General features: G+C 74.3%; 18 protein-coding genes. 11 read left to right on the top strand and 7 right to left on the bottom strand.

Annotated features, from left to right (window positions below; genetic code table 11):
- The first annotated feature begins 58 nt into the window (after positions 1–58).
- Together ACFV4P_RS28640 and ACFV4P_RS28635 are read left to right on the top strand one after the other, a co-directional pair.
- Positions 59–490: a hypothetical protein gene (locus tag ACFV4P_RS28640; RefSeq protein WP_380475935.1), complete on the top strand. Its 432-nt coding sequence runs from the start codon at positions 59–61 to the stop codon at positions 488–490.
- A gap of 66 nt (positions 491–556) precedes the next feature.
- Positions 557–1,213 (top strand): hypothetical protein, encoded by a 657-nt coding sequence (locus tag ACFV4P_RS28635; protein ID WP_380475933.1) that lies wholly within the window; start codon positions 557–559, stop codon positions 1,211–1,213.
- A gap of 7 nt (positions 1,214–1,220) precedes the next feature.
- Here ACFV4P_RS28635 and ACFV4P_RS28630 read toward each other — a convergent pair whose 3' ends face one another.
- Complete coding sequence (locus ACFV4P_RS28630) at positions 1,221–2,492, bottom strand: ricin-type beta-trefoil lectin domain protein (protein ID WP_380475930.1); 1,272 nt, start codon at positions 2,490–2,492, stop codon at positions 1,221–1,223.
- Between the two features lie 239 nt (positions 2,493–2,731).
- Between ACFV4P_RS28630 and ACFV4P_RS28625 the strand changes: the two genes are divergently transcribed.
- On the top strand, positions 2,732–4,132 hold the full coding sequence (locus ACFV4P_RS28625; protein WP_380475928.1) for an NAD(P)/FAD-dependent oxidoreductase: 1,401 nt from the start codon (positions 2,732–2,734) through the stop codon (positions 4,130–4,132).
- A gap of 34 nt (positions 4,133–4,166) precedes the next feature.
- Here ACFV4P_RS28625 and ACFV4P_RS28620 read toward each other — a convergent pair whose 3' ends face one another.
- The gene (locus ACFV4P_RS28620; RefSeq protein ID WP_380475925.1) at positions 4,167–4,736 is read right to left on the bottom strand and encodes a histidine phosphatase family protein; all 570 of its coding nucleotides are present in this window, start codon (positions 4,734–4,736) and stop codon (positions 4,167–4,169) included.
- An 84-nt stretch (positions 4,737–4,820) separates the two neighbouring features.
- Here ACFV4P_RS28620 and ACFV4P_RS28615 point away from each other — a divergent pair, with 84 nt between their 5' ends.
- The 4 genes from ACFV4P_RS28615 to ACFV4P_RS28600 all read left to right on the top strand — a co-directional run bounded on the left by ACFV4P_RS28615 (position 4,821) and on the right by ACFV4P_RS28600 (position 6,854).
- The gene (locus ACFV4P_RS28615; protein ID WP_380475923.1) at positions 4,821–5,378 is read left to right on the top strand and encodes a hypothetical protein; all 558 of its coding nucleotides are present in this window, start codon (positions 4,821–4,823) and stop codon (positions 5,376–5,378) included.
- Between the two features lie 118 nt (positions 5,379–5,496).
- A complete protein-coding gene (locus ACFV4P_RS28610; protein ID WP_380475921.1) occupies positions 5,497–5,880 on the top strand; it encodes a hypothetical protein in 384 nt (127 codons plus the stop codon).
- Positions 5,881–5,944: 64 nt separating this feature from the next.
- Positions 5,945–6,667, top strand: coding sequence for a DUF6338 family protein (locus tag ACFV4P_RS28605; RefSeq protein WP_380475919.1), 723 nt, complete (start codon positions 5,945–5,947; stop codon positions 6,665–6,667).
- Positions 6,603–6,854 (top strand): hypothetical protein, encoded by a 252-nt coding sequence (locus tag ACFV4P_RS28600; RefSeq protein ID WP_380475916.1) that lies wholly within the window; start codon positions 6,603–6,605, stop codon positions 6,852–6,854. Before ACFV4P_RS28605 ends, ACFV4P_RS28600 begins: the two co-directional genes overlap by 65 nt.
- Positions 6,855–6,866: 12 nt before the next feature.
- Here the strand turns inward: ACFV4P_RS28600 and ACFV4P_RS28595 are convergent, their stop codons facing one another.
- Positions 6,867–11,771 (bottom strand): CHAT domain-containing protein, encoded by a 4,905-nt coding sequence (locus ACFV4P_RS28595; protein WP_380475914.1) that lies wholly within the window; start codon positions 11,769–11,771, stop codon positions 6,867–6,869.
- Positions 11,768–15,265 (bottom strand): right-handed parallel beta-helix repeat-containing protein, encoded by a 3,498-nt coding sequence (locus tag ACFV4P_RS28590; RefSeq protein WP_380475911.1) that lies wholly within the window; start codon positions 15,263–15,265, stop codon positions 11,768–11,770. Before ACFV4P_RS28590 ends, ACFV4P_RS28595 begins: the two co-directional genes overlap by 4 nt.
- 200 nt (positions 15,266–15,465) lie before the next feature.
- On the opposite strand from ACFV4P_RS28590, the gene ACFV4P_RS28585 reads away from it, so the two are divergent.
- Positions 15,466–17,166 (top strand): AMP-binding protein, encoded by a 1,701-nt coding sequence (locus ACFV4P_RS28585; RefSeq protein ID WP_380476077.1) that lies wholly within the window; start codon positions 15,466–15,468, stop codon positions 17,164–17,166.
- Between the two features lie 40 nt (positions 17,167–17,206).
- Positions 17,207–18,073 (top strand): DMT family transporter, encoded by an 867-nt coding sequence (locus ACFV4P_RS28580; protein ID WP_073810336.1) that lies wholly within the window; start codon positions 17,207–17,209, stop codon positions 18,071–18,073.
- A gap of 144 nt (positions 18,074–18,217) precedes the next feature.
- Here ACFV4P_RS28580 and ACFV4P_RS28575 read toward each other — a convergent pair whose 3' ends face one another.
- The 3 genes from ACFV4P_RS28575 to ACFV4P_RS28565 form a co-directional block, all read right to left on the bottom strand.
- On the bottom strand, positions 18,218–20,419 hold the full coding sequence (locus tag ACFV4P_RS28575; protein ID WP_380476075.1) for a M4 family metallopeptidase: 2,202 nt from the start codon (positions 20,417–20,419) through the stop codon (positions 18,218–18,220).
- Between the two features lie 456 nt (positions 20,420–20,875).
- The gene (locus tag ACFV4P_RS28570; RefSeq protein ID WP_380475909.1) at positions 20,876–21,646 is read right to left on the bottom strand and encodes a sigma 54 modulation/S30EA ribosomal C-terminal domain-containing protein; all 771 of its coding nucleotides are present in this window, start codon (positions 21,644–21,646) and stop codon (positions 20,876–20,878) included.
- A gap of 212 nt (positions 21,647–21,858) precedes the next feature.
- Positions 21,859–22,521: a DedA family protein gene (locus ACFV4P_RS28565; protein WP_380475907.1), complete on the bottom strand. Its 663-nt coding sequence runs from the start codon at positions 22,519–22,521 to the stop codon at positions 21,859–21,861.
- A gap of 106 nt (positions 22,522–22,627) precedes the next feature.
- Between ACFV4P_RS28565 and ACFV4P_RS28560 the strand changes: the two genes are divergently transcribed.
- Positions 22,628–24,613: a VWA domain-containing protein gene (locus tag ACFV4P_RS28560; RefSeq protein ID WP_380475904.1), complete on the top strand. Its 1,986-nt coding sequence runs from the start codon at positions 22,628–22,630 to the stop codon at positions 24,611–24,613.
- An 83-nt stretch (positions 24,614–24,696) separates the two neighbouring features.
- Complete coding sequence (locus ACFV4P_RS28555; RefSeq protein ID WP_380475901.1) at positions 24,697–24,900, top strand: hypothetical protein; 204 nt, start codon at positions 24,697–24,699, stop codon at positions 24,898–24,900.
- Positions 24,901–24,907 lie beyond the last annotated feature (7 nt).

Below are 24,907 nucleotides of genomic sequence, written 5' to 3'. Positions count from 1 at the left end.
TGAGGGACACGGGAGATCGTGGCTATCATGAGCACGTCGGACGAACGGGGGAGTGCAGATGGAACCGGACCAGGTCACGACGGCCGTGCTCGCCGGGCAGGCGGCCACCACCGTGGTCACCCTGCTGGCCACCGACGCCTGGGAAGGCGCCAGGGCCGCCGTCGCCGGGGCATGGCGACGGCTGCGCCCCGAACGCGCGGAGTCCATCGAGCAGGAACTCGACGACACCCGCGAGGACGTGCTGCGCGCCCGCGCGGACGGCACCGAGGACGCGACGCTGACGGCCCTCGCGGGCGACTGGGAGCGGCGCTTCCGCCGACTGATCGGCGACAACCCGGCGCTCGCCGCCGAGATCCGCCGCGTCCTGGACGAGGAACTGACGCCCGCCCTCCCGCCGGAGCAGCGCACCGCCGGGGGCACGGTCTTCCACGCCACCGTCACCGACGGCAACGTGTACCAGGCCGGGCGGGACCAGAACTTCCACGGGTGAAATCGCAGGGCGGCCGGTGCAAGATCGTCGCTACCATGTGCGCTTCCGACGAACGGGGGAGTGCAGATGGAACGGGCGGAGCTCTCGGGGCGCAGACGCGCAGGGCTTGTGGTGGGCCTGGTGCTGATGGGGAGCGGGGCGTACCTCGTCAGCGGCCACGACGAGGAGCGCACCGCGCGGCCGGCCCCGGTGCTGTTTCCGACCGCGCCGGTGAGCAGCCCGGCGCCGGCCACCCCCGTCCCTTCGGGGCCGGAGCGGATCGTGCTGGAGCGGGCTCCGGCGGGCGAGTTGCAGGTGATCGACCTGGACCTGCCGTCGGGCCGGTCGCGGCGGGTGACCGAGGACGAGTGGCGGCAGCGCGACGACGCCGACCGGGCGCGCGTCGACCTGCTGATGACCGACGCCTCGACGGCCGAGTTCGAGGTTCAGCCCGGCGCCGGGCGGACCGGCGGGGTGCTGGCGCCCTTCGGGGCCGCCACCCGGGAGACCTGTCAGCGGGCGGCCGGCAACGGCTCCCTGATGAAGAAGTTCAGGATCGGCACCGCTGACCGTTCCGCACTGGCCCACGACGGCCTCCAGCGGGGCAGCAGCATCTGCGTGGTGACGGACGGCCGGCAGTTGGTGCAGCTCACCGTCGTCGACCAGACCTTCGACAACGCGAGCATCGGCACCGTCGGCCGGCTGACCGTCACGGTCACCCCGCTCGGGCCGGTGACCGACTGACCTGGCGTCAGCCCAGCGTCCACTGCTGGGCCGGGGTGCCGTTGCAGGTCCAGAGTTGGAGGCGGGTGCCGTCGGCGGAGGAGCCGTTCGGGGAGTCGAGGCACTTGGCGGAGCCGGTGTTGACGAGGGCGCGGGCGCTGTACGACCACTGCTGGGCGGGGGTGCCGTTGCAGGTGTAGAGCTGGATGGCCGCGCCGTCGTTGTGGGAGGCGGCGTCCACGTCCAGGCACTTGCCGAGGGCGCGGACGGTGCCGTCGGTGCCGACCGTCCACTGCTGGGCGGCGTTGCCGGTGCAGTTGTGCAGCTGGATCGGGGTGCGGTCGGCGCCGGAGGCGCCCGCCACGTCCACGCACATGCCGCCCGGGCCGGTGATCCGGCCGGTGTACGGCAGCGGGCCGGAGCCCGAGGTGGTGACGTGGACGTAGTCGACGACCATGGTCTGCGGGTACGTCGAGGAACCGTCCGGGCTGCCGGGCCAGTCGCCGCCGACGGCCAGGTTGAGGATCACGAAGAACGGGTGGTCGAACACCCAGCGGTTGCCGCCGAGGTCGGCCGGGGTGCGGGTCTGGTAGGCGTGGCCGTCCACGGACCAGGTGAGGGCGGACGGGCTCCAGTCCACCGCGAAGGTGTGGAAGTCGTCCGCGAAGGACTGCCCGGCCGGCAGCGAGTACGGCGCGCCGATGCCGCCCGCGCCCGAGTAGCCCGGGCCGTGGATGGTGCCGTGCACGGTGCCCGGCTCGCGGCCGATGTTCTCCATCACGTCGATCTCGCCGCTGGTCGGCCAGCCCGCCGTGCCGATGTCGTTGCCGAGCATCCAGAAGGCGGGCCAGATCCCCTGCCCGCGCGGGATCTTGATGCGGGACTCGAAGTGGCCGTACGCCTGGGTGAAGGTGCGGGAGGTGTTCAGCCGTGCCGAGGTGTACTGGCACGTCCCGTACCAGCAGGAGAGGTTGGGGTCGGTGCTGCGCTTCGCCGTGATCACCAGGTGGCCCTGGCCGTCCAGCGCGGCGTTGGCCGCACCGGCCGTGTAGTACTGGAGTTCGTGGTTCCCGTTGCCCGAACCGCCGGTCTCCACCGTCCACTTGGCGGGATCGGCGGCAGCGCCGGCCGGACCGTCGAAGTCGTCGCCCCAGCTCTGCGCGACGAGCGACCGGGCGCTGAGAGGGGTGGGGGCGGCCGGGGCGGTGCCCAGCAGGGCGGCGGCCAGCAGGCCGCCGGACAGGAGGAGGCCGAGGGCGCCGAAAGGGCGGCGACGACGGGTGGACGGTGCAGCAGCCATGGAAGACCCGCTTCCCGAGAGCGCTCTGCGCGACGGTGTGCCGCCGCCGGTAGGCCTGAATGGTACGGATGCGAAATCGTCATGGCAACGTCAAAACCCGTCTTGCGGTGGTGGACGCCGCGCCGCGCGCCCCCGACGGCCAACTGCGCGCCGCCGCCTGCCGGGTGTGGACGGCGCGGGGCGGGGAACGGGCCCTGGGCAGTGCGCAGGCAGCGGTGGTTCCTCGCAGATCGGATCGCATGGTGAAGACGGCACGTGGCGGCGGGACGAGCACCGGCCACGCGCTGGTGCTGGGTGCAGGCATCGGCGGGCTCTGCGCCGCCCGGGTGCTGTCCGAGGTGTTCGACCGGGTGACGATCGTCGAGCGGGACGCGTTCGCGGACAGCGGCGTCGGCGTCGGCGTCGGCGTCGGCGGTGGCGGCGGTGCTGTGCGGCGGGGCGTGCCGCAAGGGGCGCACGTGCACTCGCTGACGGTGCGCGGGGCGAACGTCCTGGAGGAGTTCTTCCCGGGATTCGTCGACGAACTCGCCGCCGAGGGAGCCACGTTGGTCACCGCGCTCAGCGAGGTCGACATCGTGTTCTTCGGCTCCCTGCTGCACAAAGTGCCGCTCGGAACGGTCCTCCAGGCCGGACGGCCGTTCCTGGAGGACCGGCTGCGGGCCAAGGTCTGCGCCGCGCCCAACGTCCGCGTGCTGGACGGGCGGGAGGCGATCGCACCCCTCGCGAGCCCGGACCGCACCAGGGTCACCGGGGCCGGAGTGGCCCGGCCCGGCGCGCCCGACACCGCCGAAGACATCGAGGCCGACCTCGTCGTCGACGCCATGGGACGGGCCGGACGAGGTGCCGCCTGGCTGCGAACTCTCGGCTACGACAAGCCCGTTGAGCAGCGGATGCGCGTCGACGTGGCCTACGCGAGCCGCCGCTACCGGCTCCCGCCGGACGCACTCGGCCCGGACCGTGCGCTGCTCGTCGGCGCGACGCCCGCCCGCCCACGCGGCCTGGTCCTCACCCAGCAGGAGCGCGACCTCTGGGTGCTCTCCCTGTACGGCTTCGGCAGCGCCGACCACCCGCCCACCGCACCGGACGAATTCCTGTCCTTCGCGCGGGAGTTGGCCCCCTTCGAGGTGGGGGAGACACTCCGGCGGGCCGAACCGGTCACCGGCGTCGCCGCGTTCGCCTACCCGCACGCGCTGCGCCGGCACTTCCAGCGCCTCCGCCGCCTCCCCGACGGCCTGATCTCCACCGGCGACGCGATCTGCAGCCTCAACCCGATCTACGGCGCCGGCATGACCGTTGCCGCACTGGAGGCCGCCGCCCTGCGCGACTGCCTCGGCGCCGGCACCCGGGACCTGCCCCGGCGCTTCTACCGGTCCGCCGCGAAAGCCCTGCACCTGTCCTGGCTGTTCGCCACCCTCGCCGACCGTTCCATGCCCCAAGTCCCGGGCACCCACCCGGCATTGGCCGCCCTGCTGGCGAAGTCCTTCCGCGCCACCATGGCCGCCGCCGCCACCGACGCCAAGGTCGCCGCCGCCGTCTGGAACGCCGTCAGCCTCACCGGCTCCCCGGCCGGACTGGCCCACCCCCGCGTCGTCGCCGCGACCCTGCGCCACTGGCCGCGCAGGGCGGCCGACGACAACTGACGCCGCCGGGACGGAGGTTCGGGCCTGTCCGCTGCTACGGGACGTTCCAGGCGGCGAGGACCGGGCGGCCGTCCTCGGTGGAGAGGGTGGCGAGGGTGCCGGGGTGGGGGTGGCCGAGGAGGCCCGCGGCGGACGGGGGGAGGCCGAGCCAGCGGACGGTGAGGATACGGGCCAGGTGGCCGTGGGCGACGACGGCGACGTCGCCGCCGGCGAGAAGGGGCCGGATGCGGTCCAGGGCGGCGTCGGTGCGGGCGGCGACCTGCTGGAGCTGCTCACCGCCGACGACGCCGTCGCGCCACAAGTCCCATTCGGGGCAGGACTGTTGGATCTGCTCGGCGGTCAGGCCCTCGTAGGCCCCGTAGTCCCACTCCAGCAGGTCGGGATCGGGCATGACGCCGGTCAGGCCGGCCAGTTCGGCGGTGCGCAGGGCGCGGCTCAGCGGGCTGCTGAAGACGGCGACCGGTCGGCGTTCGGCGAGGCGCGGGGCGAGCGCCCTGGCCGAGGCCTCGCCGGCGGCGGTCAGCGGAACGTCGGTGCGACCGGCGTGACGGCCCGACAGGCTCCACTCGGTCTGGCCGTGCCTGATCACGATCAACTCACCCATGGGCGTGCAGAGTAGCCGATGGCAGGTCGGACGTCGGGTGCGGGGCAGGACCGGCGGGCCCGGGGGGTGGGGAATGATCGGGGGGTGAGTGGAGAACGTCTGGAGCTGGGGTTCGTGACGGTGCCGTCCGGGGTGCTGGTGCTCGGGATGGTGTCGTGGGCCGACCGTCGGCCGGAGTCGGGGCTGCCGTCGGAGCGGGCCCGGGTGGCGGCGGCGGCCGATGGCGGGCATCTGGCGGACGGGGAGTGCGAGGCGGTGGCCGTTCCGGCGGCGGGGGGCCGGGCGTTGGGGGTGACAGCGCGGACCGGGCTCTCCTGGTACACCGAGGAGCCGGTGATCGCGGTGCTGGAGGTCGAACTCGGCGTGCCCTGGGCGGGGGAGAGCGACGAGCCGGTCCGGCTCGGGGACCTTCCGGTGGACCGGTGCGGCATGGTGGTCGGGGACGGCGTGGCGCTCGACGCCTGGATCGGGCTGAACGGCGAACCGGCCGACGGCCTCGCCGACGTCACCTACTGGGGGCTCCACGCGGACGACGCCCACCCGCCCTTCGGCGGCGAGCAGGTCGGGACGCACGGCCAGAGCGTCTGGGGCCGGCTCGACCTGCCGGTGCCGGAGGCGGAGGCGCTCGCCGCCACCCGGTGACGCTGGAGCCCGACGGCTCCGGCGGGACGGTGTTGCGCTGGACGATCCCGCAGGCGGAATCCGAGGGCGAGGGCGAGGGAGAGCAGGGTCGGGCAGGTTCGGGCGGGGGAGGAGCGGAATGGAACTGAGCGGCGACCCGAAGTCCGGGGAGGTCGAGGTCGGGGCGACGGCGGAGGAACTCGCCGCGCTCGCGGACGCGGTGGTGGCCGGGGAAGGACATCTCACCTTCTCCGCAGGGGTGTTGGCGGCGATCGAGGTGGCCGCGACGGACGGCCCCGGGGTGCTGGTGAGCGTCGACGGCGAGCGGCGGGTGCTGGTGATCGGCGGGGACGCGGCCGGGCGGCAGGTGCTGGCGGAGGTGCTGCGGGACATCGCGTCCACGACGGACGGCGGGCACACGCACCTCGACCACTGGCCGGGGCACCCGTGGCTGGCCGAGGGTTCGCTGCCGCTGGTCGTCGACAACCCGCTCGGGGGCATGCCGCAGCGTCAACTCCGTTGAAGCGCACCCGAGGTGGCGGACCGCTCGGCTAGGGTGGGGGGACGCGGGGTGGGGAGGGGCGACGGTGGTTCCGAGTACGGTGCAGCAGTTGGCCGTCCTGGTGGCGCTGGTGCTGCCGGGGATCTTCTACCAGGCCGTCTCCGACCGGCTACGCGGGCCGCAGGCCGCCGAGCAGGAGCCGCAGAACCGGGCGCTGCGGGCGATCGCGATCAGCGGGCTGCTGGACGCCGTGTACGCGGTGGCCGCGGGGCCGTGGCTGGCGCGGCTGCTGGACGGCGGCGAGGGCGGACCGCTCGCCGGGGTGCTGCGGCACCCGCGGCAGGCGGGGCTGGCGGTGCTGCTGCTGGTCGTCGTGGTGCCGTCCTGGGCGGCGTGGGCGGCGGCGGTGGTGCGCCGCCGCAGGGAGCGGGCGCACTACGAGCCGACGCCGACGGCGTGGGACTTCCTGTTCGCCGACCGCGAGCCGTGCTTCGTCCGGATCAGGCTCAAGGGCGGCCTGTGGGTGGGCGGTTGGCTGGGATCGCGGTCGGCGGTGTCGGCGTTCCCGCAGCCGCAGGACATCTATCTGGAATCGCAGTGGCGCCTCGGCAGCGACGGGACGTTCCTCGGCCGGATGCCGGGCACCACCGGCGTGTACGTCAAGGGCAGCGAGATCGAGGTGCTGGAACTGCTGGCGGCGCCGGCGCCGGCGCCGGTGCCGGTGGCACGGAGGGAGCAGGACGATGACAGCACGGAGCGGTCGGAACGAGAAGGACGGCAAGGACGGCAAGGACGGCAAGGACGGTAAGGACAGCGATGACGGGCTGTCGCTGGAGAGCCTGATCGAGGAGCACCGCCCCCGGCGGATCTTCCGGATCGGCGGCGGCGGAGCATCCGAGCCCGAACAGGGCCCCGAGGGCGGCTCCGGCACCGCGCAGAGCGAACCCGACACCTCGGCGGCCCCCGAGAACGGCGGCCCGCAGGAAGGGCGTTAGGGCCTCTCCGGGTCAGGGCCCGATGTGGACGTGTGCTGCCCACAAGTGCGGTGCGGGCAGCAGGCGTTCGCGCAGTGGGCGGACGGCGTGGTGCAGGGCCAGTGCCGGGTCGAACGGCAGGCCCCGGGCGGCGTCCTCGCTCAGCGCGGTGTAGAACTCGCCGGTGACGTGGCGGGCGATCCGGTCGGAGACGCTCCACAGCGTGCCGATGACGTGGCGGAACCCGGCGAGCTGGAACGACGGCGCGAGGTGCACCGCCTCGTCCGGCAGGTCGAGGCCGCCCTGCGAGGTCGAACAGGCCGACAGGTAGGCGAGTTCGGCGTCGACCGGGCGGCGCGCCGACAGGTCGAGGGCGCTGAGCCGGCCGTCGTGGAGGATCAGCCCGCTGTTCGACGGGCTGTCCGGGTCGGTGACGCCGTGGCAGCTGAAGTGCACCCACGCGTGGCCGTACAGCGCCCGGCGCACCCGTTCGACGGTGGCCTGCTCCCCGTCCAGCCGCAGCCCGTCCGGGAACAGCCCGGCCACCAGGTCGGCCTCCGGGCCCGCGCCGGGCAGCGGCGGGCCGCCCGGCGTGTGCGCGAGCGCGACCACCAGCGGCGCGGGCCGCCGGCGGGGCGCGTCGGGCGCGGCCGTGCGGCGGCGGGAGCGCAGCAGCGAACGCACGGTCGGCGTGTACGAGGAGACTGCCCGGTCCATCACCCAGGTGCCGGGAAGGGCCTGGCCCTTGCCCGCGGCGTGCAGCGGCAGGAACGCCAGCCGGCCGGTCGGGCACCACCACAGCCGCGGCCACTCCTCGCCGTCCAGCGGGGTGTGGCGCAGGCCCAGCCGGTCCAGCACGGGCGCGGCCACGACCTCCCACAGCCACGCCAGGAAGCCCTTGTGCGCGTCCATGACCTGCCTGGCCCGCGCCAGGCCCTCGTCCCCGTAGGCGAGATCGACCCATTTCTCGGTGAACGCCTGCGCGGCCACCGCCACCTCGGACGGCGTGAGGTCCGGCAGCGGCAGCACCTCGATGCGCGGCCCGCGTCCGGTCCGGTCGGCCAGCAGCAGCGCGTGCGAACCGAATTCGCTGACGTTGACCACCACCACCGGCCCGCGCTCCGCCACCGACAGCAGCTGCTCCGTGGTCGGCGGCCGCAGGAAGTCGTCCAGCTCCGGCAACGTGCGGATCTCGTCCAGGAGTTCGTCCCAGCGGCGGGACAGCGCGTGGCGCTCCTCGGCGTCCCGCAGCGCGCCCGCGGTCGCGCCCGCCGCGCCCTGCGCGAAGAACGCGTCGGACGCCGCCGACGACGCGAGCGGATGTTCCCGGCTCAGCCGGTCCCGGATCCGCTCGAACTCCGCCGCCCGCGCCGGGTCCAGCTCCCGCAGCCGCGACAGGTCGCCCCGGTTGTCCAGGCCCTGCGCCAGCAGCACGCCCCGGCCCTGCTCCAGCAGGGCCAGCGCCCGCGCCGGATCGCCCGCCCGGAGCGCCAGCGCCGCCGCCGCGCTCGCCAACCCCTGGCCGAAACTCAGCCGGTCCTCCTGGTCCAGCCGCGCCAGGTGGCGCGGCGCCACCACCGGCAGCAGACCCACCGCGTGCGAGAAACCCTCCAGCGCCTCCGCGTACCGGCCGGTGCGCGCCGCGATGGCGCCCCACAACCGGGCCGCCTCCAGCCGGTTGTGCGGCGGGAACGCCGGATCCTCGGCGGTGCGCCGGATCAGCCGCACCGCCTCCGCCAGATCGACCTGCTCGCCGTCCGCGGCCCGCCGAAGCTGGACCGTCGCGAGCGTCCGCCGGGCCAGCGCATGCACCGGGTCCGAGCTGAGCGCCTCGACGGCCAGCGCCTCCCGGGCGGCCGCGGCGGCCTGCCGCAACGCCCACTGCGCCGACCGCGCGGACCGCGCGGACCGCGCCGACCGCACCGGGCGCCCGGTCGGCAGCTCGGCCAGCCGCAGCGCCGCGTTGGCCAGCCGCGCCAGCGCGAGGGCGCGCAGCGGGTGCGGTGCGCCGAACTCGTCCACCAGGTCCTCGAACCGGCGGAACGCCTCGGTCAGCGCGGCCGGGTCGCCGCTCTCGCGGGCCTGCCCGAACCGCAGCACCGCCAGGTTCAACGCGGCCCGCTCCCGCGCCAGCGACATCCCCGGGCCCGGGGCGGACGCCGTTTCGAGCAGGTCGAGCGCCTGCGCGCGCAGCGCCGGCTCGTTCGTGGTCGCGGCCAGGTCGATCAGGGCCGTCGCGAGGTTGTTCAGCACCACCGGACGCTGGGCCGAGGACGGCCCGGTGTGGTCGAGGGCCGTGCGGAACACCGAGGTCGCCTGGATCTCCCAGCTGCGGTCGCCGGTCCGGCCCGCCCGGTCGAGCAGGGCGACGCCGAGGTTGGTCAGCGCCAGGCCCCGGTTGTCGTGGCCCTCCGGCGCGGCGTCCACGGCCGCCCACAACGTGCCCAGTGCGGCGTCCAGTTGCTCGGCCGAACCGGACTCGCCGGCCGCCGACCACTCCAGGTAGCCCAGGTCGGCCTGGAGCGAGGCGCGCTCGGGATGGTGCTTCGGCAGGCGGTCCAGCGCGGTGCGGCAGCACCGCATCGCCTCCTCGCGCCGCTGCCGGTCCGGCCGGAGGCCGTACAGGTTGGACAGGCAGGTGGCGAGGCCGGCGAGGGTCGCCGGGTCGGGCGTCGGTCCGGTCAGGTCGAGGGCCTCCTGGTGGCGGACGACGGCCTGCTCCAGGTGCGCCGGATCCCCGGTGAGGTGGTAGCGCAGCCGGAGGTTGCGGCCGAGGGACGCCAGGCACTCGGCCCGGTACGCGTCGTCCCCGCCGGGCACGGCCAGCGCCTCGGTGAGCAGGGCGGAGGCGCGGTCGAGGGCGGCGGTGTCGGAGCGCGCCCAGGCCGTCGAGTTGAGTGCGCCGGCCAGCAGGCCGGCCGGGCCGAGCCGTCGCGGGTTGCCCGGCGGCAGCATGGCGAGGGCCTGTTCGAGGGGTGCGACCGCGTCGTCCACCAGGTCCTGCTCGCCGCTGTGATCGGACAGGCGCAGCACGGCGTCGCCCAGCAGCAGACGGTGGTCCACCCGGTCTGCGGACGCGCACCCCTCGTCCGCCGCGACGACCGCTTCCAGCAGCGCGACGCCCCTGCGGCAGGCGGCGGGATCGCCGGTCTCCTCGCCGCGCCGCACCCAGAGGGCGCCGATCCGGCACTCGACCTCCAGCCGCCGCGGGTCGCCCGGCGGCAGCAGGTCGGCGGACCGGCCCAGCGAGGCGAGGGCCTGCTGCCAGCTGTCCCCGCCGGTCCGGCCGGCCAGCGCCGTGCCCAGGAGGGCGCGCACCTCGGCCTCGAACTCCGTTCCGGGGGACGGGAGTTCGAGGCACTCGCGGTAGTGCTCCAGGGCCTCGTCCGGCGCGGACCCGTGCAGGGCCTCGGCCAGCTGGCGCAGCGCCAGCGCGCGGTCGGGGGTGGGGTCCGGCAGCTCGTCGACCAGGCTCCGCAGCAGGGCGAGCGGCTCCGCCGACGGGTCGTCGCCGCCCCCGGCGGCGGCGCGCAGGCCCAGCAGGTTCGCCAGCGTGGCGCCCCGCTGGAGGCGGCGCGTCGGGAGGCCGGGCGGGGTCGCCTCGAAGCTCTCGGTGGCGCGGGCGATCGCCTCCGCGAGGTCCTCCGGGCGGCCGTCCGCGAGATAACGCCTGTTCAGCGCGAGGGCCAGCAGGATCCGGGCGTCGGCGAACAGCGCGCTGCCGGGCGGGGCGCCGTCGGCGGCCTCGCGGGCGGCGGCGAGCACGAGGGCCGTGGCCGCGGTGTCGTCGTCCGGCGAGTCGAGGAGGGCGACGCTCATATTGCAGAGGTGCTGGAGCCGGGCCGCGGGGGTGGGCGCGGCCGCGACGGCCTGCCGGCACCGCGCGACGCCCTCGTCGTGCAGCGCGGGCCGGTCCTCCGCCCGGGCCTGGGCGATCAGCACCAGGCCCAGGTGGCAGAGCCGCTCGGCGTACCCGTCGGGGTCTGCGGGGTCGGCGGTGCGAACCGCCTCGCGGAGCAGCCCGGCGGCCTCGGGCACCGCACGGAGGTCGCCGAACAGGACGGCGGCCTGGGCCAGGTACATCCCCAACTCGACGGCGTACAAGGCATGTTGAGGGTCGCCCGGCGGGCCGAGTCGCAACGCGGCGCGGGCCTCGGCGACGGCCTCCCGGTTCGCCTCGACGGATGCCGTCGTCTCCGCCCAGAACCGCAGTGCCTTCCCCAGGTTCGCGTGCCTGCGGGCCTGCTCGCCGTCCACGTCCGGCACGGCGGCGACGGCCTCCCGGCCGGCCCGCACGGACTCGGCGAGCGAGACCAGGTCGGTGCGGTCGAGATGGTCGGACAGCAACGCCACCCCGAGCGAGGACAACACCCTGCCCCGCAACGGCGATTCGGCCGGGCAGTCGGCCGCCGCCCGCCGCAGCAGCCGCACCGCGACGGCGGGCGCCCCGGTGTGCTCCCACCGCTGGAACGCCAGCACCATCGCCTCCCCGGCCTGACACGCGTCCTGGGCGGACAGGCCGTCGGGGGCCGGGGCCGGGGCCGGGGCCTGCGCCGCGTGCGGCCCGGCGGGGTGCTCGCCGGCCGGGGCCCGCTCGTCATGCGGGGCGTCCTCGCCCGCGGCCACCGCCAGCGCCGGGAGGAACCCCGGAGGGACCCGTTCCGGGAGCTCGCGGCGGACGACGAGCATGCAGAGCAGGGCCTCGCCGAGGAGGGCCCGGTCCTGTCCGGCGCCGACGATGCAGGCGAACAGGTCGCTGTAGCCGAGGACGACGGCGTGGTCGACGGGGAGGTCGGTGGCGGGCGGGACGCCGCCGGCGCGGAGGACGGTGGCGGCGGCGGTGGCCTCGGGGGTGAGGTACCAGGCCATCAGGGCCGGGTCCTCGACCGCCGGGTCGAGGTGGGAGAGGAGCAGGTCGAGGGCCTCGTCGGGGGTCACAGGCGGGCGGTTTCGTCGGGGATGTCGTCGGCCAGCAGCAGGATCAGCTCCTCGCGGCTGGGCGTGCCGGAGCCGGCCAGCCGGGTGGCCTGGCGTTCGACCATCTCCTCCAGCAGCGTGCGGGCGTCGCGCGCGTTCGCCGGGTCGCCGCGCAGCTCGCGGCGGGTGAACCGTTCGAGGAGCCGGTCGGTGACGTCGGGCGCGAGTCGGTAGGTGTGGCGTTCGGCCTCGCGGGCGACGATCTCGGTGAGCTCGGCGGGCTCGTACGGGTCGAATTCGAGGATGCGGGAGAACCGGGAGCGCAGGCCGGGGTTGGAGTCGAGGAAGGCGCGCATCTCCTCGGTGTAGCCGGCCGCGATGACCACGATGTCGTCCCGGTGGTCCTCCATCAGCTTGGTGAGGACGTCGATGGCCTCCTGGCCGAAGTCGCTGTTCGCGCCGAAGCGCCGCGCCAGGCTGTACGCCTCGTCGATGAACAGCACGCCGCCGGAGGCGCGTTCGAAGGCCTGGCGGGTCTTCTGCGCGGTGTGGCCGAGGTACTCGCCGACCAGGTCGCCGCGCGCGACCTCCACCAGGTGGCCCTTCTTCAGCGCGCCGAGCGCCGCCAGGATCTGGCCGTACAACCGGGCGACGGTGGTCTTGCCGGTGCCGGGCGGGCCGGAGAAGACCAGGTGGTGGGCGCGCGGCGGCGGCGGGAGGCCGGCGTCGGAGCGCCAGCGGGCGAGCCGCAGCAGGTCGACCTGGACGTCGACCTGGCGCTTGGCCTCGGCGAGGCCGATCATGCGCTGGAGTTCGGTGATCGGGCCGGCCTCGGGCTGCAGGATGTCCTCGACGGTGGCGCCGGTGCGGACGTCCTCCAGCTGCACCCGGTCGTTGGAGACCACCGGCTCGCCCTCGCAGCCGGTGACCTCGCAGTCGGTCAGGCTGCCGTACACGTTGTCCTCGAAGCGGACGCCGTCGCTGCCCGCGCCGTGCACGCGGACCGCGGTGAGGACCACCTGGCTGTTGTTGCGCACCCACAGGGCCTTGTCGCGGCTGGCGGTGACCTCCAGCCGGTCGATCTCCACGCTGGTGCTGCCGATGGCCAGCAGCCCGGCCTCGCCGGCCTTCGTCACCGTGCAGTCGCGGGCCGTCAGCCGGCTGTCGTCGCGGCAGTTCAGGCCGAACAGGCCGGCCCGTTCGACGGTGATGTGCTCGACGGTGGCGCGCGCGGTGTTCTGCAGCAGCAGCCCGGACTCGACCATGTCGGCCATCACCGCGCCGACCAGCCGGATCGTCACCCCGGTGCCGCGGCCGTTCACCCCGTACTGGCAGCGTTCCAGGCGCAGTTCGGCGAGTTCCACCACCGAGCCCTCCTGCACCTCGACGGCGCTCTCGGCCTGGTCGTGGACCCGCAGCCGGGTGAAGTCGCCGCGCGCCTTGTGCACGGAGACGCCGGTGCCGCCGAACGCCACCGCGCAGTCCTCGACCACGGGGACGCCGCCGGACGCGACACTGATGCCGTGCCGGCCGGCGTTCTCGATCCGGCACTTCTCCAGCCGCCCGCGCCCCTGGTCCTCGACCAGCACGCCGGTGTCCCGGCAGTGCGCGAACAGGCAGTCCCGGACCTTGGGTTCGGCGCCGCGCGCCACGTACAGGCCGGTGGTGGCACCGGAGACGGTGGTGTCCTGGACGGTGCCGCGGGCCTGCCGGTCGAAGGCCAGGCCGGTGGCGTGCACCTCGTCGATCCGGCAGCCCAGCACCTGCACCTCGGCGTGGTCGCCGGCCGCGACGGCGGCGTCGCCGGTGCCCCGGAACTCGCAGCCGCGGATCTCCGCCGTCGACGCGGTCACGTCGATGCCGCGCCCCCGGCTGTCCGTCACCGTGCAGTCGGTGACGACGGCCTTCGCCCGCTCCCGCAGCACCAGCGCGTGCCCGCTCGCCCCGCGGAACGCGGTGCGCTCCAACGTGCCGGTCGCGCCGACGAGTTCGGTCCGACCCGCGGTGATCTCGCAGTCCCGCACGATCAGTTCGGCGCCCTGCCCGGCGAGCAGCGCGTGCTCCCCGAGCCCGTCGATCCGGCACCGGCGCAGCTCCAGTCGACCGGTGGCGAGGACGGTGACCGCGCCGCGGCCCTGCACCGTCAGCGAGTCGAGCGTGACGTCGCCCTCGCACTCCAGCGGGGACTGCTCGGGAGTCTCGATCACCACCTGCCCCTCGCCGTCCGCCGCCGCCAGCTCGACGGTGCCGGACAGCACCAGCGGCCCCGGCTCCCGGTAGCGGCCCGGCTCGATCAGCAGGCGCAGCGGCCGGTCGGGCGGCGCGGCGCGCAGCGCGGACGCCAGGCTCCGGTGCGCGGCCCCCCGGCCCGGTCCCACCCGCAGGGTGACGGCCTCGCCCGCGACGGACTCGGCGCGCCGGGTGTGCCCGGCGAGCAGATCCGCGCCGTACGGGGCCAGCGCGTCCGCCAACTGGGCGGGGAACACGGTCAGTCCGTGCAGCAGGCCGTACGCCGGGGAGTGCACCGGCAGCAGCGTGACGGTCTCCCCGTCGGCGTGGAACGGCCAGTGCGGCAGCGGCGCCGGGCGGCTCGCGCCCGCGTTGAGCCGGGCCAGCACCGTCACCACGGGGAAACGCTGCGCGGCGGCCGACACGACGCGCTGCTCGACCCCGAGCGAGGCGACGTCCGACCAGGGCACCGTCCGCTCCCGGCCGCCGACCGTCACCACCACGCCCCGGATCTCCACCCGCAGCTCGCAGGCCCGCGACAGCCCGAGGAGCGCCCGGCGGAAACCGACCGTGCCGGACACGACCAGCGCGAGGACCACCAGCACCGGCTGGCCCGCGAACTCGTCGAAGAGGTGGATGGCGAACAGCGCGGCGACGGTCGTCACCAGCAGCAGGAAGCCGTGGATCCGCAGCAGCACCCGGCCCGGCCAGGACAGCAGCGCGCCCGAGGCGAACACCGAGGCCCCGCCCGGACCGTCCGGCAGCCGGTCGACGCCGCGCCAGCGGTCCGCCGCCCACGGCGCGAACACCTGGTCCAGGCGCTCCACCGAAGCCGCCAGCGGGGCCAGGTCCAGCAGGATGCCCTGCCAGGACGGCGACCAGCGCGGCGAGCCGCGCCCCGTCAACCCGGCCGGGCTGCCCTGCGAGGTCCGCACCAGCAGCGTGCCCCGGAACTGCGGCGCCCGGTAGACCGGCGGGCCGCCGCGCACCGGAAGCACGCACATCGCCTCGACCGCCTCCCACGGCAGCCGGACCCTGCGCAGGCCGCCGCGCAGCTCCAGGAAACCGGGGTCGACCAGCACCGTCACCGGCGCGAACGCCGCCAGCGCCTGATGGACCAGCACCACCGCCCACACCACGGCCGCCAGGCCCTCGATCAGCACCGACGCCGGCCGCGTCACCGCCCCGCCGAGCACCGGCAGCCCGCAGCCGACGAACGCGCCCGCCGCGAACACCGCGACGGACGCCCGCCGCCGCCGGAACTGCGGCGACGGCCGCAAACGCACCTGCCCACCCGCCTGCACCATCGCGCCCCCAAGCGACCCACGGCTGATTCCCCGAAGCTCCCATCAAATCAGCGAACTCACCGACCGGGCAGTCGGTTTGACGATATTCGCGCGGGAGCCGCCAGACCGCCCGAACCCACCGCCCGCACCCGGCGCCACCCCCACTTGGAGACTGGTCAACCTCCGCCCGAGTGGCCAGCATGGGTACCGCCCCGCACCGCCGCGCCCAGGAGGCCCCCGTGCCGCACGCCCCGAGCCAGCCGAGCCACGCCACCGGCCCGACCGACACCCCGCTGCTCGGCGACACCGTCGGAGCCAACCTCGCCCGGACCGTCCGGGCGTTCCCGGAACGCGAGGCCATGGTCGAGTGCATCACCGGCCGGCGCTGGACGTACGCCCAACTCCTCGCCGACGTCGACGCGGCAGCGCTCGGCCTGCGCGCCCGTGGCGTCGGCCGGGGCGACCGGGTCGGCATCTGGGCCCCCAACCGCGCCGAATGGACGCTCACCCAGTACGCCACCGCCCGGCTCGGCGCGATCCTGGTCACCGTCAACCCCGCCTACCGCTCGCACGAACTCGAGTACGTCCTCAACCAGGCCGGCGTCCGACTGCTGGTCGCCGCCCGGCAGTTCAAGAGCTCCGACTACGCGGCCATGATCGAGGAGGTCCGGCCGCGCTGCGCCGCGCTCACCGACGTGGTGCTGCTCGACGGCCCGGACTGGGACGGGCTGCTGACGGACGGCCGGTCGGCCGACCCGGCGGTGCTGGACGGCATCGAGAGCGAGCTGGCCGCCGACGACCCGATCAACATCCAGTACACCTCCGGCACCACCGGCTTCCCCAAGGGCGCCACCCTCTCGCACCGCAACATCCTCAACAACGGTTATTTCGTCGGGGAGTTGTGCGGCTACACCGAGCAGGACCGGATCTGTCTGCCGGTGCCGTTCTACCACTGTTTCGGCATGGTGATGGGCAACCTCGCCGCCACCTCGCACGGCGCGTGCACCGTCATCCCCGCCCCCGCGTTCGACGCCGCCGCCACCCTGGCCGCCGTCGCCGCCGAGTCCTGCACCTCGCTGTACGGGGTGCCCACCATGTTCATCGCCGAACTCGCCGACCCGCGCTTCGACCAGTACGACCTGAGCAGCCTGCGCACCGGCATCATGGCGGGCGCGCCCTGCCCGATCGAGGTGATGAAGGACGTCATCGGTCGGATGGGCATGACCGAGGTGTCCATCTGCTACGGCATGACGGAGACCTCCCCGGTCTCCACCCAGACCCGCGCCGACGACTCGATCGAACGCCGCACCTCCACCGTCGGCCGGGTCGGCCCGCACCTGGAGGTCAAGGTCGTCGACCCGGCCACCGGCGCCACCGTCCCGCGCGGCGGGACCGGCGAACTGTGCACCCGCGGCTACTCGGTGATGATCGGCTACTGGGGGCAGCCCGAGCACACCGCGGAGGCGATCGACGCCGACGGCTGGATACACACCGGCGACCTCGCCGTGATGGACCGGGACGGCTACCTGAGCATCACCGGCCGCAGCAAGGACATGGTGATCCGCGGCGGCGAGAACGTGTACCCCCGGGAGATCGAGGAGTTCCTGTACACCCACCCCGACGTGCTCGACGTCCAGGTGATCGGCGTCCCCGACGAGAAGTACGGCGAGGAGCTGATGGCCTGGGTCCGGATGCGCGAGGGCGCCCGCCCGCTCACCGCCGAGGCGGTGCGCGAGTACTGCGCCGGCCGGCTCGCCCACTTCAAGATCCCGCGCTACGTGCACGTGGTCGACGAGTTCCCGATGACCGTCACCGGCAAGATCCGCAAGGTCGAGATGCGCGAACAGGCCGCCGAACTGCTGCACACCGCCGACCGACACACTGACCGACACACCGGCTGACGCGCCGTCCGACGCACCGGCGGCGGGGCAGCATGGGGGAGTGCCCGCCCTCGCCGTCCTGCTCGCCGTGCTCGGCGCCGCCTCCAACGCCGCCGGAACCGCCTTCCAGCGCAAGGCCGCCTCCGCCGTCCGCAGCGGCGGCGGCCTGCGTTTCCTGCTCACCCTGGCGCACGACCCGGCCTGGCTGGCCGGCATCGCCGGCGTGACCGGGGCGGCGCTGTTCCAGGCGCTGGCGCTGACCTTCGGTCCGCTCGCCCTGGTGCAGCCGGTGTTCGTCCTGGAACTGCCGTTCGCGCTGCTGATCGCCGCGCCGCTGCTGCACCGCCGCCTGCCCGCGGCCGGCTGGGCGGGGGTGGCGGCCGTGGTCGGCGGGCTGGCGCTGTTCCTCGGCAGCGCCGCGCCCACCGGGGCCACCGACCATGCCCCGATGAGCCGTTGGCTGCCCGTGCTGGTCGGCTGCCTCGGCGCGATGGCGGCCTGCGTGCTGGTCGCCCGGCGCCGGCGCTCGTCGCTGTTCCGGGCCGCCGCGCTGGGCAGCGCCGCCGCTGTCGGCAACGCGCTGACGGCCGCTCTGCTGAAGTCCGCCACCGGCACCTTCGCCGACCACGGCCCCGCCGCCTTCTTCTCCGCCTGGCAGACCTACGGCTTCGCGCTCACCGGCATCGCCGCCGTCCTGCTGCTGGAGAACGCCCTGCAGGCCGGTTCGCTGGCCGCCTCGCAGCCCGCCCTCACCATCGGCGACGCCGGGGTGAGCCTGCTGCTCGGCGTGGTGCTGTTCGACGAGAGTGTGCGCACCGGCTGGTGGCTGCTGCCCGAACTGCTCGCCGTCGCCGTGGTGGTGGGCGGCGTGCTCACCCTGGTGCGGGCCGTCCCGCACGTCCAGGAGGTGATCCGGCCGGCGAAGTGAGCGCGGTGGGCTCGGCCGAAACGTCCCGCACCCGGAAAGAGGTGATCCGGCCGGCGGAGGGAGTTCCCTCGCCGACCGGATCACCTCAGCGGTCAGTGCTCAGCGGTCAGTGCTCAGCGTTCGGCGCCCAGCGTGCCGGCGCTGTCAGAAGACGATCTTCCAGTTGTCGATGTAGCCGGTGTCGCCCCGGTACATGTCCTGGGCCCGGAGCCGCCAGAGGCCGTTCGCGGGCTGGGCGGAGGCGTCCACCGTGTAGGTCTCGATGATGTTGTCGGCCGAGTCGCCGAGGTTGGACTTCTTCAGCGAGTACACCGTGCCGTCGGGGCCGACCAGGTCGAGGACGACGTCGCCGCGCCAGGTGTGCTTGATGTCCACGCCGACCTTGAGGTCGCTCGGCGCCTTGCCGTCCAGGCCGGTGACCTGGATGTCCGAGAAGATCGCGTCGCCCTTGTCGGGGATCGGCGTCTTGGTGGTGTTCGTCAGGATCGCCCGGGCGACCTTCCAGGTGAAGGTCGTGGTGACGCTGCTGTGGTGCGAGGCCTTCGCGAGGACGCTCACCGTGTAGGTGCCCGGCGTGGTCGGGGTGCCGGTGATGCGGCCGGTGACCGGGTGCAGCTTCAGGCCGTCGGGCAGGCCGGTCGCGTGGAAGGTGAGCTGGCCGGGGTTGAAGTTGGCGGCCTCCAACTGGAGTTCGGCCGGCGCGTTCACCGCGGTGAGCTGGTTGGCGATCGGGGTCACCATGATGCCGTCGACGACGCGGGCGCCGACGTTGATCGCGGCCCAGGCGTTGGCGGTGTTCATGTACGTCGTGCTGGTCTTCCCGTACAGGTCGGCGGCGGCCTGCAGGGTGGCGACCCGGGCGGCCGCGTAGTTCGTCGAGGAGGTCATGTAGGTGGTGAGGGCGCGGTACCAGATCTTGGCGGCGGCCTCCCGGCCGATCCCGGTGACCGGCAGGCCGTCGGAGGTCGGGGAGTCGTAGTTCACGCCGTTGACGGTCTTGGCGCCGCTGCCCTCGGAGGCCAGGTAGAACCAGTGGTTGGCCGGGCCGGAGGAGTAGTGGACGTCGATGCTCCCCAGGTCGGGCGACCAACTGTCCCTGGAACGGGTGTCCTTGGAGGGCTTGTCCATGTAGCGCAGCGGGGTGCCGTTGCTGTTGATGTCGATCTTCTCGCCGACCAGGTAGTCGCCCTTGTCCTCGGGGTTGTTCGCCCAGAACTCGATGGCGGCGGCCATGATGTCGGAGGTGGCCTCGTTCAGACCGCCCGACTCGCCGCTGTAGATCAGGTCGGCGGTGGCGGAGGTGACGCCGTGGGTCATCTCGTGCGCGCCGACGTCGATCGAGGTCAGCGGCTTGACGTTGCCCGCGCCGTCGCCGTACGTCATGCAGAAGCAGCTGTCGTCCCAGAAGGCGTTGACGTAGTTCTTGCCGTAGTGGACGCGGGTGTAGGCGCCGACGCCGTCGTCCTTGATGCCGTTGCGGCCGTGGACGGTCTTGTAGTAGTCCCAGGTGAGTTGGGCGCCGTAGGCGGCGTCCACGGCGGCGGTCTGCCGGTTGCCGACGGTGCCGTCGCCCCAGGTGTCGGTCGGGTTGGTGAACAGCGACTTGGTGGAGCTGGTGCCGTTCAGGTCGTACGTGCTGTGGCCGCCACGCGTGGTGTCGGTCATCGCGAAGCCGCCGCCGGCGGCCGGCGAGGTGCCGATGGTGACCTGGCCGGAGTACCGGCTGTTGCCGACACCGGTCTCGATGCCCTGGTACTCGAAGATCTTCTTGCCGGTGTTGGCGTCGGTGATGACGTGCAGCTCGGACGGCGTGCCGTCCTCCTGCGTGCCGGTGACGATCGTCTCCCAGGCGAGGCGCGGGGCGCCGGACGCCGCCCAGACCACCTTGCGGGTGTTGTCGGCCGCGGGCTCCGCGACCTTCGCCTCCCCGGCGCTGTCCAGCGCGAGGCCCTTCGCCGCGTCCGAGCTCTCCTTGGCGCTGGTGTCGACGGCGATGTCCGCGTCGGTGGCCTTGGTGACGCCCGTCCTGGTGCCGTCCGCGGCGGTGTGCACGACCAGGTCGCCGCCCAGCACGGGCAGCCCGTCGAAGGTGCGCTCGTAGCGGGTGTGCAGGCTGCCGTCCGCGTCCTTGGTGACGGCCTTGACGACCAGCTCCTCCTGCGAGCCCAGGTTCAGCGCCCTGGCGGTCTCCGCCTTGGTCGCGTCCGCGGCGGACAGCAGCTCGCCGCGCTGGGTCGCCGACAGTTCGACCGGCAGCGCGCCGGCGATGGCCCGGATCTCGGCGGGGGAGCCGGTGGGGGTGTCCTCGGCGGTGGCGACGCCGGACGTCAGAGCAGCCACGATCATTGCGGCGCTGGCGATCAACGCGCCTGCGGCGGTGGACTTTCGGGGGGATCGAGTCACACTGAACTCCTTCTGCGGCGGCCGCGTGGGTACGGCCGGAGCCAGCCGGGAGGGCAGGGATGGTGCCGCCCGGTAGAGCTGGTGGTTCGAGGGGTGGAACGGACTTCACGTGCACGCCGAAGCGGGTGGTGCGTGTGCGTCTGCAAGGACCTCTGCGGCGATGGGACGGTACAGTGCCAGCTTTGATAGGGACGCGTCACCTAGGCTGCGTCAACTTGGCCGAAATGATTCGTCGTCGATGAATAAACCGACCCATTACCAAAAAAAGACGGGAGCCGGGGACGGCCCCACACCGTCCCCGGCTCCTCTTCCCGCGCTCCCGGACGGACCCCCACGCCCGCCGAGAGCTCTTCCCACCTCCGGCCAGACCCCCACGCCTGTTCCGGAGGCTCGCAACCGCTACGCGGCGGGCGTGATCAGCCCGTAGTGCCCGTCGTAGCGGTGGTACAGGACGTTGCCGCGGCCGGTCGCGGCATCGGTGTAGAACACGAACGGCAACCCGGTCAGATCCAGCCGCGCCCGGGCCTGAGCGGCCGTCAGGCACGGCACCGTCAGCCGGCTGGCCACCAGGCCCGGCACCGGCAACGGGACCGGGCCGGTCGAGGCCAGGCGGTAGCCGCCCGCCGCGCCCCGGTACACCAGGCTGTCGCAGCCGGTCCCGGCGTCCGTGAACAACTGGAAGTCGTAGTCCATCGCCTCCAGTTCGAACACCGCGTCCAGCGCGCCCAGCCGCGCCCCGCTGTAGCTGCGGTGCCGCACCAGCCGGCGGTCCTCCGGCGCGCGGTGGCGGCGCTGCGGGCGGTGCTCCGGGTCCAGGCCGTCCGCCCAGCCCAGCGGCGTCCGCGCCGGACGGCGGTGGTGACGCAGCCGGGCGATGCGCGACACCAGCCGGTCCTGGAGCAGGTCGATCGCCTCGCGCATGGTCGCCGCGGCGACGTGCGCCCGCACCGGACGTCCGTTGACGTCCACGGTGACCTGGGCCATCGAGGGCCGCGCCACCGCGTGGTTGGGCTCCTGCACCAGCCGCACCCGGACCGCCAGCACCGGCTCCTCCAGCCGGTCCAGCACGGCCGCGATCTTCACCCGCGCATAGTCGGGGGCACCGGCCGAAACCTCGCCGCGGGTCTCGACCAGCACCTCGGCGTCCCTACGGGTCTGCAGACGATTCATCAGAAACTCCTTTCCCGATGACTCCAGCCTGCTCCGGCCGCCCCGCCGAACCGAGGGCCGAACGGTCCACGTCCGAGGCCCGACGGGCCCTCCCGCGGCCGGGACGGTCGGCGCAGCCTGTGGCCGGGACGGTCGGCTCAGCGCGCGGTCGGGGCGGTCGGCTCAGGCTGTGGACGGGACGGTCGGCGCAGGCTGTGGTCGGGGCGGTCGGCTCAGGCTGCGGACGGAGGCCCGCCGTCGTCGTCGTGCCGATCGCGCTGGCCGTTCCGGCGACGGCCGTCCCGGCGCCTGCGGAAGTGCCACACCAGCAGGCCCACGACCACCAGCGCCGCCACCGCGATCGCCAGCGAACGCCCCACCGCCCCCTCGACGCGCGAGTACGCGGAGCCCGCGAAGTACCCGAGCAGGGTGAACCCCACGCCCCACAGCACCCCGCCGATCGCGTTGAACAGCAGGAACCGCGGATACGGCATCCGCGACACCCCCGCCAGCGCCGGCATCAACGCCCGGAAGAACGCCACGAAACGCCCCAGCAGCACCGCCACCGGACCCCGACGGCGGATCAGATCCTGCGCCCCCTCGATCCGGTCCGCGTGCCGGCGCAACGCCTTCGTCCGCAGCACCGAAGGACCGAACCGCCGCCCCACCTCGTACCCCGTCGAGTCGCCGAGGATCGCCGCGGCCACCACCACCAGCACCATCAGGCCCAGCGACACCTTGCCCTGATGGGCCAGCAGCCCGCCCAGCACCGCCGCCGTCTCGCCCGGCAGCACGAACCCGAAGAACAGCGCGTCCTCGGCGAACACCAGGGCCCCCACCACCGCGTACACCACCGGGCCGGACAGCCCGCGCAGCCAGTCGGTGACCGCGTGCACCCGGACCACCTCGCTCCCGGCTCGCCCGCGTCCGGCCCCCACCGTAGCGCCGGGCCGGCCGCCGCCCGCAGAACCCGCCCCCAGGGGGGCGCGTCGCACGCCCCCGATGGGCCAGACTGTGGCAGTGACCGCGAGATCCCTGGCCAAAGGCAGCAACCTCCCGATCGACGTGCCCGCCGTGCACGCCGACCTCAGCTGGACACCCGCACCCGGCGTCCCCGACCTCACCGCGGCCGCACTGCTGCTGACCGCCGACGGGCAGGCCCGCGACGTGCACGACCTGATCCGGGGTCACCGGCCGCCGCACCGCAGCGGCGCCGTCCTGCACCGCGCCCGCACCGGCGGGCCCGAGACGCCCGTCGAACGGATCGAGGCCGACCTCGCGGCGCTCGACGTCCGCGACGACGCCGTGCACCGCATCCTGCTGCTCGCCCTCATCGACGGCGACGGCCTCTTCGCCCAGGTCCCCGACCTGACGCTGGTGATCTCCGACGCCCGCACCGGGCTGCCGCTCGCCCGCTTCCCCGTCGAGGCCGGCCGCGAGACCGCGCTGATCGGCGGCGAGCTCTACCGCCGCAACGGCCAGTGGAAGTTCCGCGCCGTCGCCCAGGGCTGGGCCAACGGCCTCGCGGGACTGGCAGAGGCGTACGGGTTCGAGCTGCCCACCGGGCCCGAGGCGGACGCCGCCGACGAGCAGGGTGCGGCGGAGGCGGAGGAGGTCGCGAGCGAGCCGGCCGCCGGGTTCCTGCCGGAGCCGAGGCGCGCCCAGGAGCCGGCGCCCGAGCCCGAGCCCGAGCCCGAGCTTGAGCCGGAGCCCGAGCCGGAGTCGCCGCCGGAGGCCGTGCTGCCGGAGCTGCCGCAAGAGCCGTTGCCCGCAGCGGAGTTCCAGCCCGCGCGGGAAGCGCCTTTGCCTGCACCGGAGTTGACGCCCGAGCCGGAACGTCCGCTGCCCGCAGCCGACTTCGCGCCCGCGCCGCCGGAACAGCCGGTGTCCGCGGCCGAATTCGCGCCCGCGCCGCAAGAGCCGTTGCCCGCACCGGAGTTCACCCCTGTGCCGCCGGACGCCACCCGGGAGCTCCGGCTGCGGCTTCCGGCCGAGCCGTCGCCGTCCTCGCCGCCGTCGCCCGAGCCCGAGTACGAGCTGCGCCCGCCGTCCGCGCCCGCGCCCTCGCTCGAACCCAGGGCCGACGCGACTCGCGAGCTGCGGCTGCGCCCGCTGCCCGGGCCGCCTCTCCCGGAGACCACTCAACTCCCGCTTCCCCCCATGCCGTTGGCCCCGCCCCCGGTCCCGCCGCGGCCCGCCCACGCGCCCGGGGGCTCCGCCGCCGAGCAGGCGCTGCCGGTCGACATGCGCAAGCGCCTCTCGCTGCGCAAGGAGCAGGTCGCCGTCAGCCTGCGCAAGCACGGTGCGCAGGGCGTGGTGGCGCGGATCCTGCTGGTGCTGGACGCGTCCGGGTCGATGACGAAGCTGTACGAGCGGGGCGTGGTCGCGGACGTGGTGGAGCGGATGGCCGCCGTCGCCGCGCAGTTGGACGACGACGGGGTGATGCAGGCGTGGACGTTCGCCACCCGCCCCGCCCGGCTGCCGGACCTCGGCCTGCCGCACCTGCCCGAGTGGCTGCGGCTGCACGTCCGGCCGGGCGAGGCGAACCTGTCGCTGTTCGGCCGCCGGAAGCTGCGGCCGCCGACGACGGACGGGCGGGTGGACATGAAGGCGGTGGGCATCCAGAACGAGGAGCAGAAGGTGATCGCCGAGGTGCGCGCCTTCGTCCACGCGTATCCGTCTCCGCTGCCCACCCTGGTGCTGTTCTTCTCCGACGGCGGCATCTACCGCAACTCCGAGATCGAGGCGCAGCTGCGGGCCTCCGTCGAGGAGCCGATCTTCTGGCAGTTCGTGGGTCTGGGCCGCTCCAACTACGGCGTGCTGGAACGCTTCGACCAGTTGCCGGGCCGCCGGGTCGACAACGTCGGCTTCTTCGCGGTGGACGACATCAGCACCCTGCCCGACCCGGAGCTGTACGACCGCCTGCTGTCCGAGTTCCCGCAGTGGATCACAGCCGCCCGCCGCGCCGGAATCCTCCGCCAGGGCTGACGACGGCTCGGGCCCTCTCGTCCGGCGGAATCCGGGAGGGGGAGGCGGCGCGCGGACTGCACATATTTCGGAAGTGCGACCAGGTGGCCGACCATCGCGAACGGGGCAAGTGCGGTGGTCGGCCACCCGGGATCGACAAGGGCCGGTACGAGAAGCGCAATGTCATCGAGCGAGCGATCAGCACGTGGAAGGACTATCGGGCTGTCGCGACACGCTCCGACAGGCGTGCCTCCGTCGTCCTCGGCACCGTCACGGCCGCGGCCCTCGTCATCCAGCGCCGTTCATGATCGGGCG

The sequence above is a fragment of the Kitasatospora sp. NPDC059795 genome (assembly GCF_042732175.1).
Classification (GTDB): domain Bacteria; phylum Actinomycetota; class Actinomycetes; order Streptomycetales; family Streptomycetaceae; genus Kitasatospora.
This window is presented reverse-complemented; position numbering and strand designations above follow the sequence as displayed.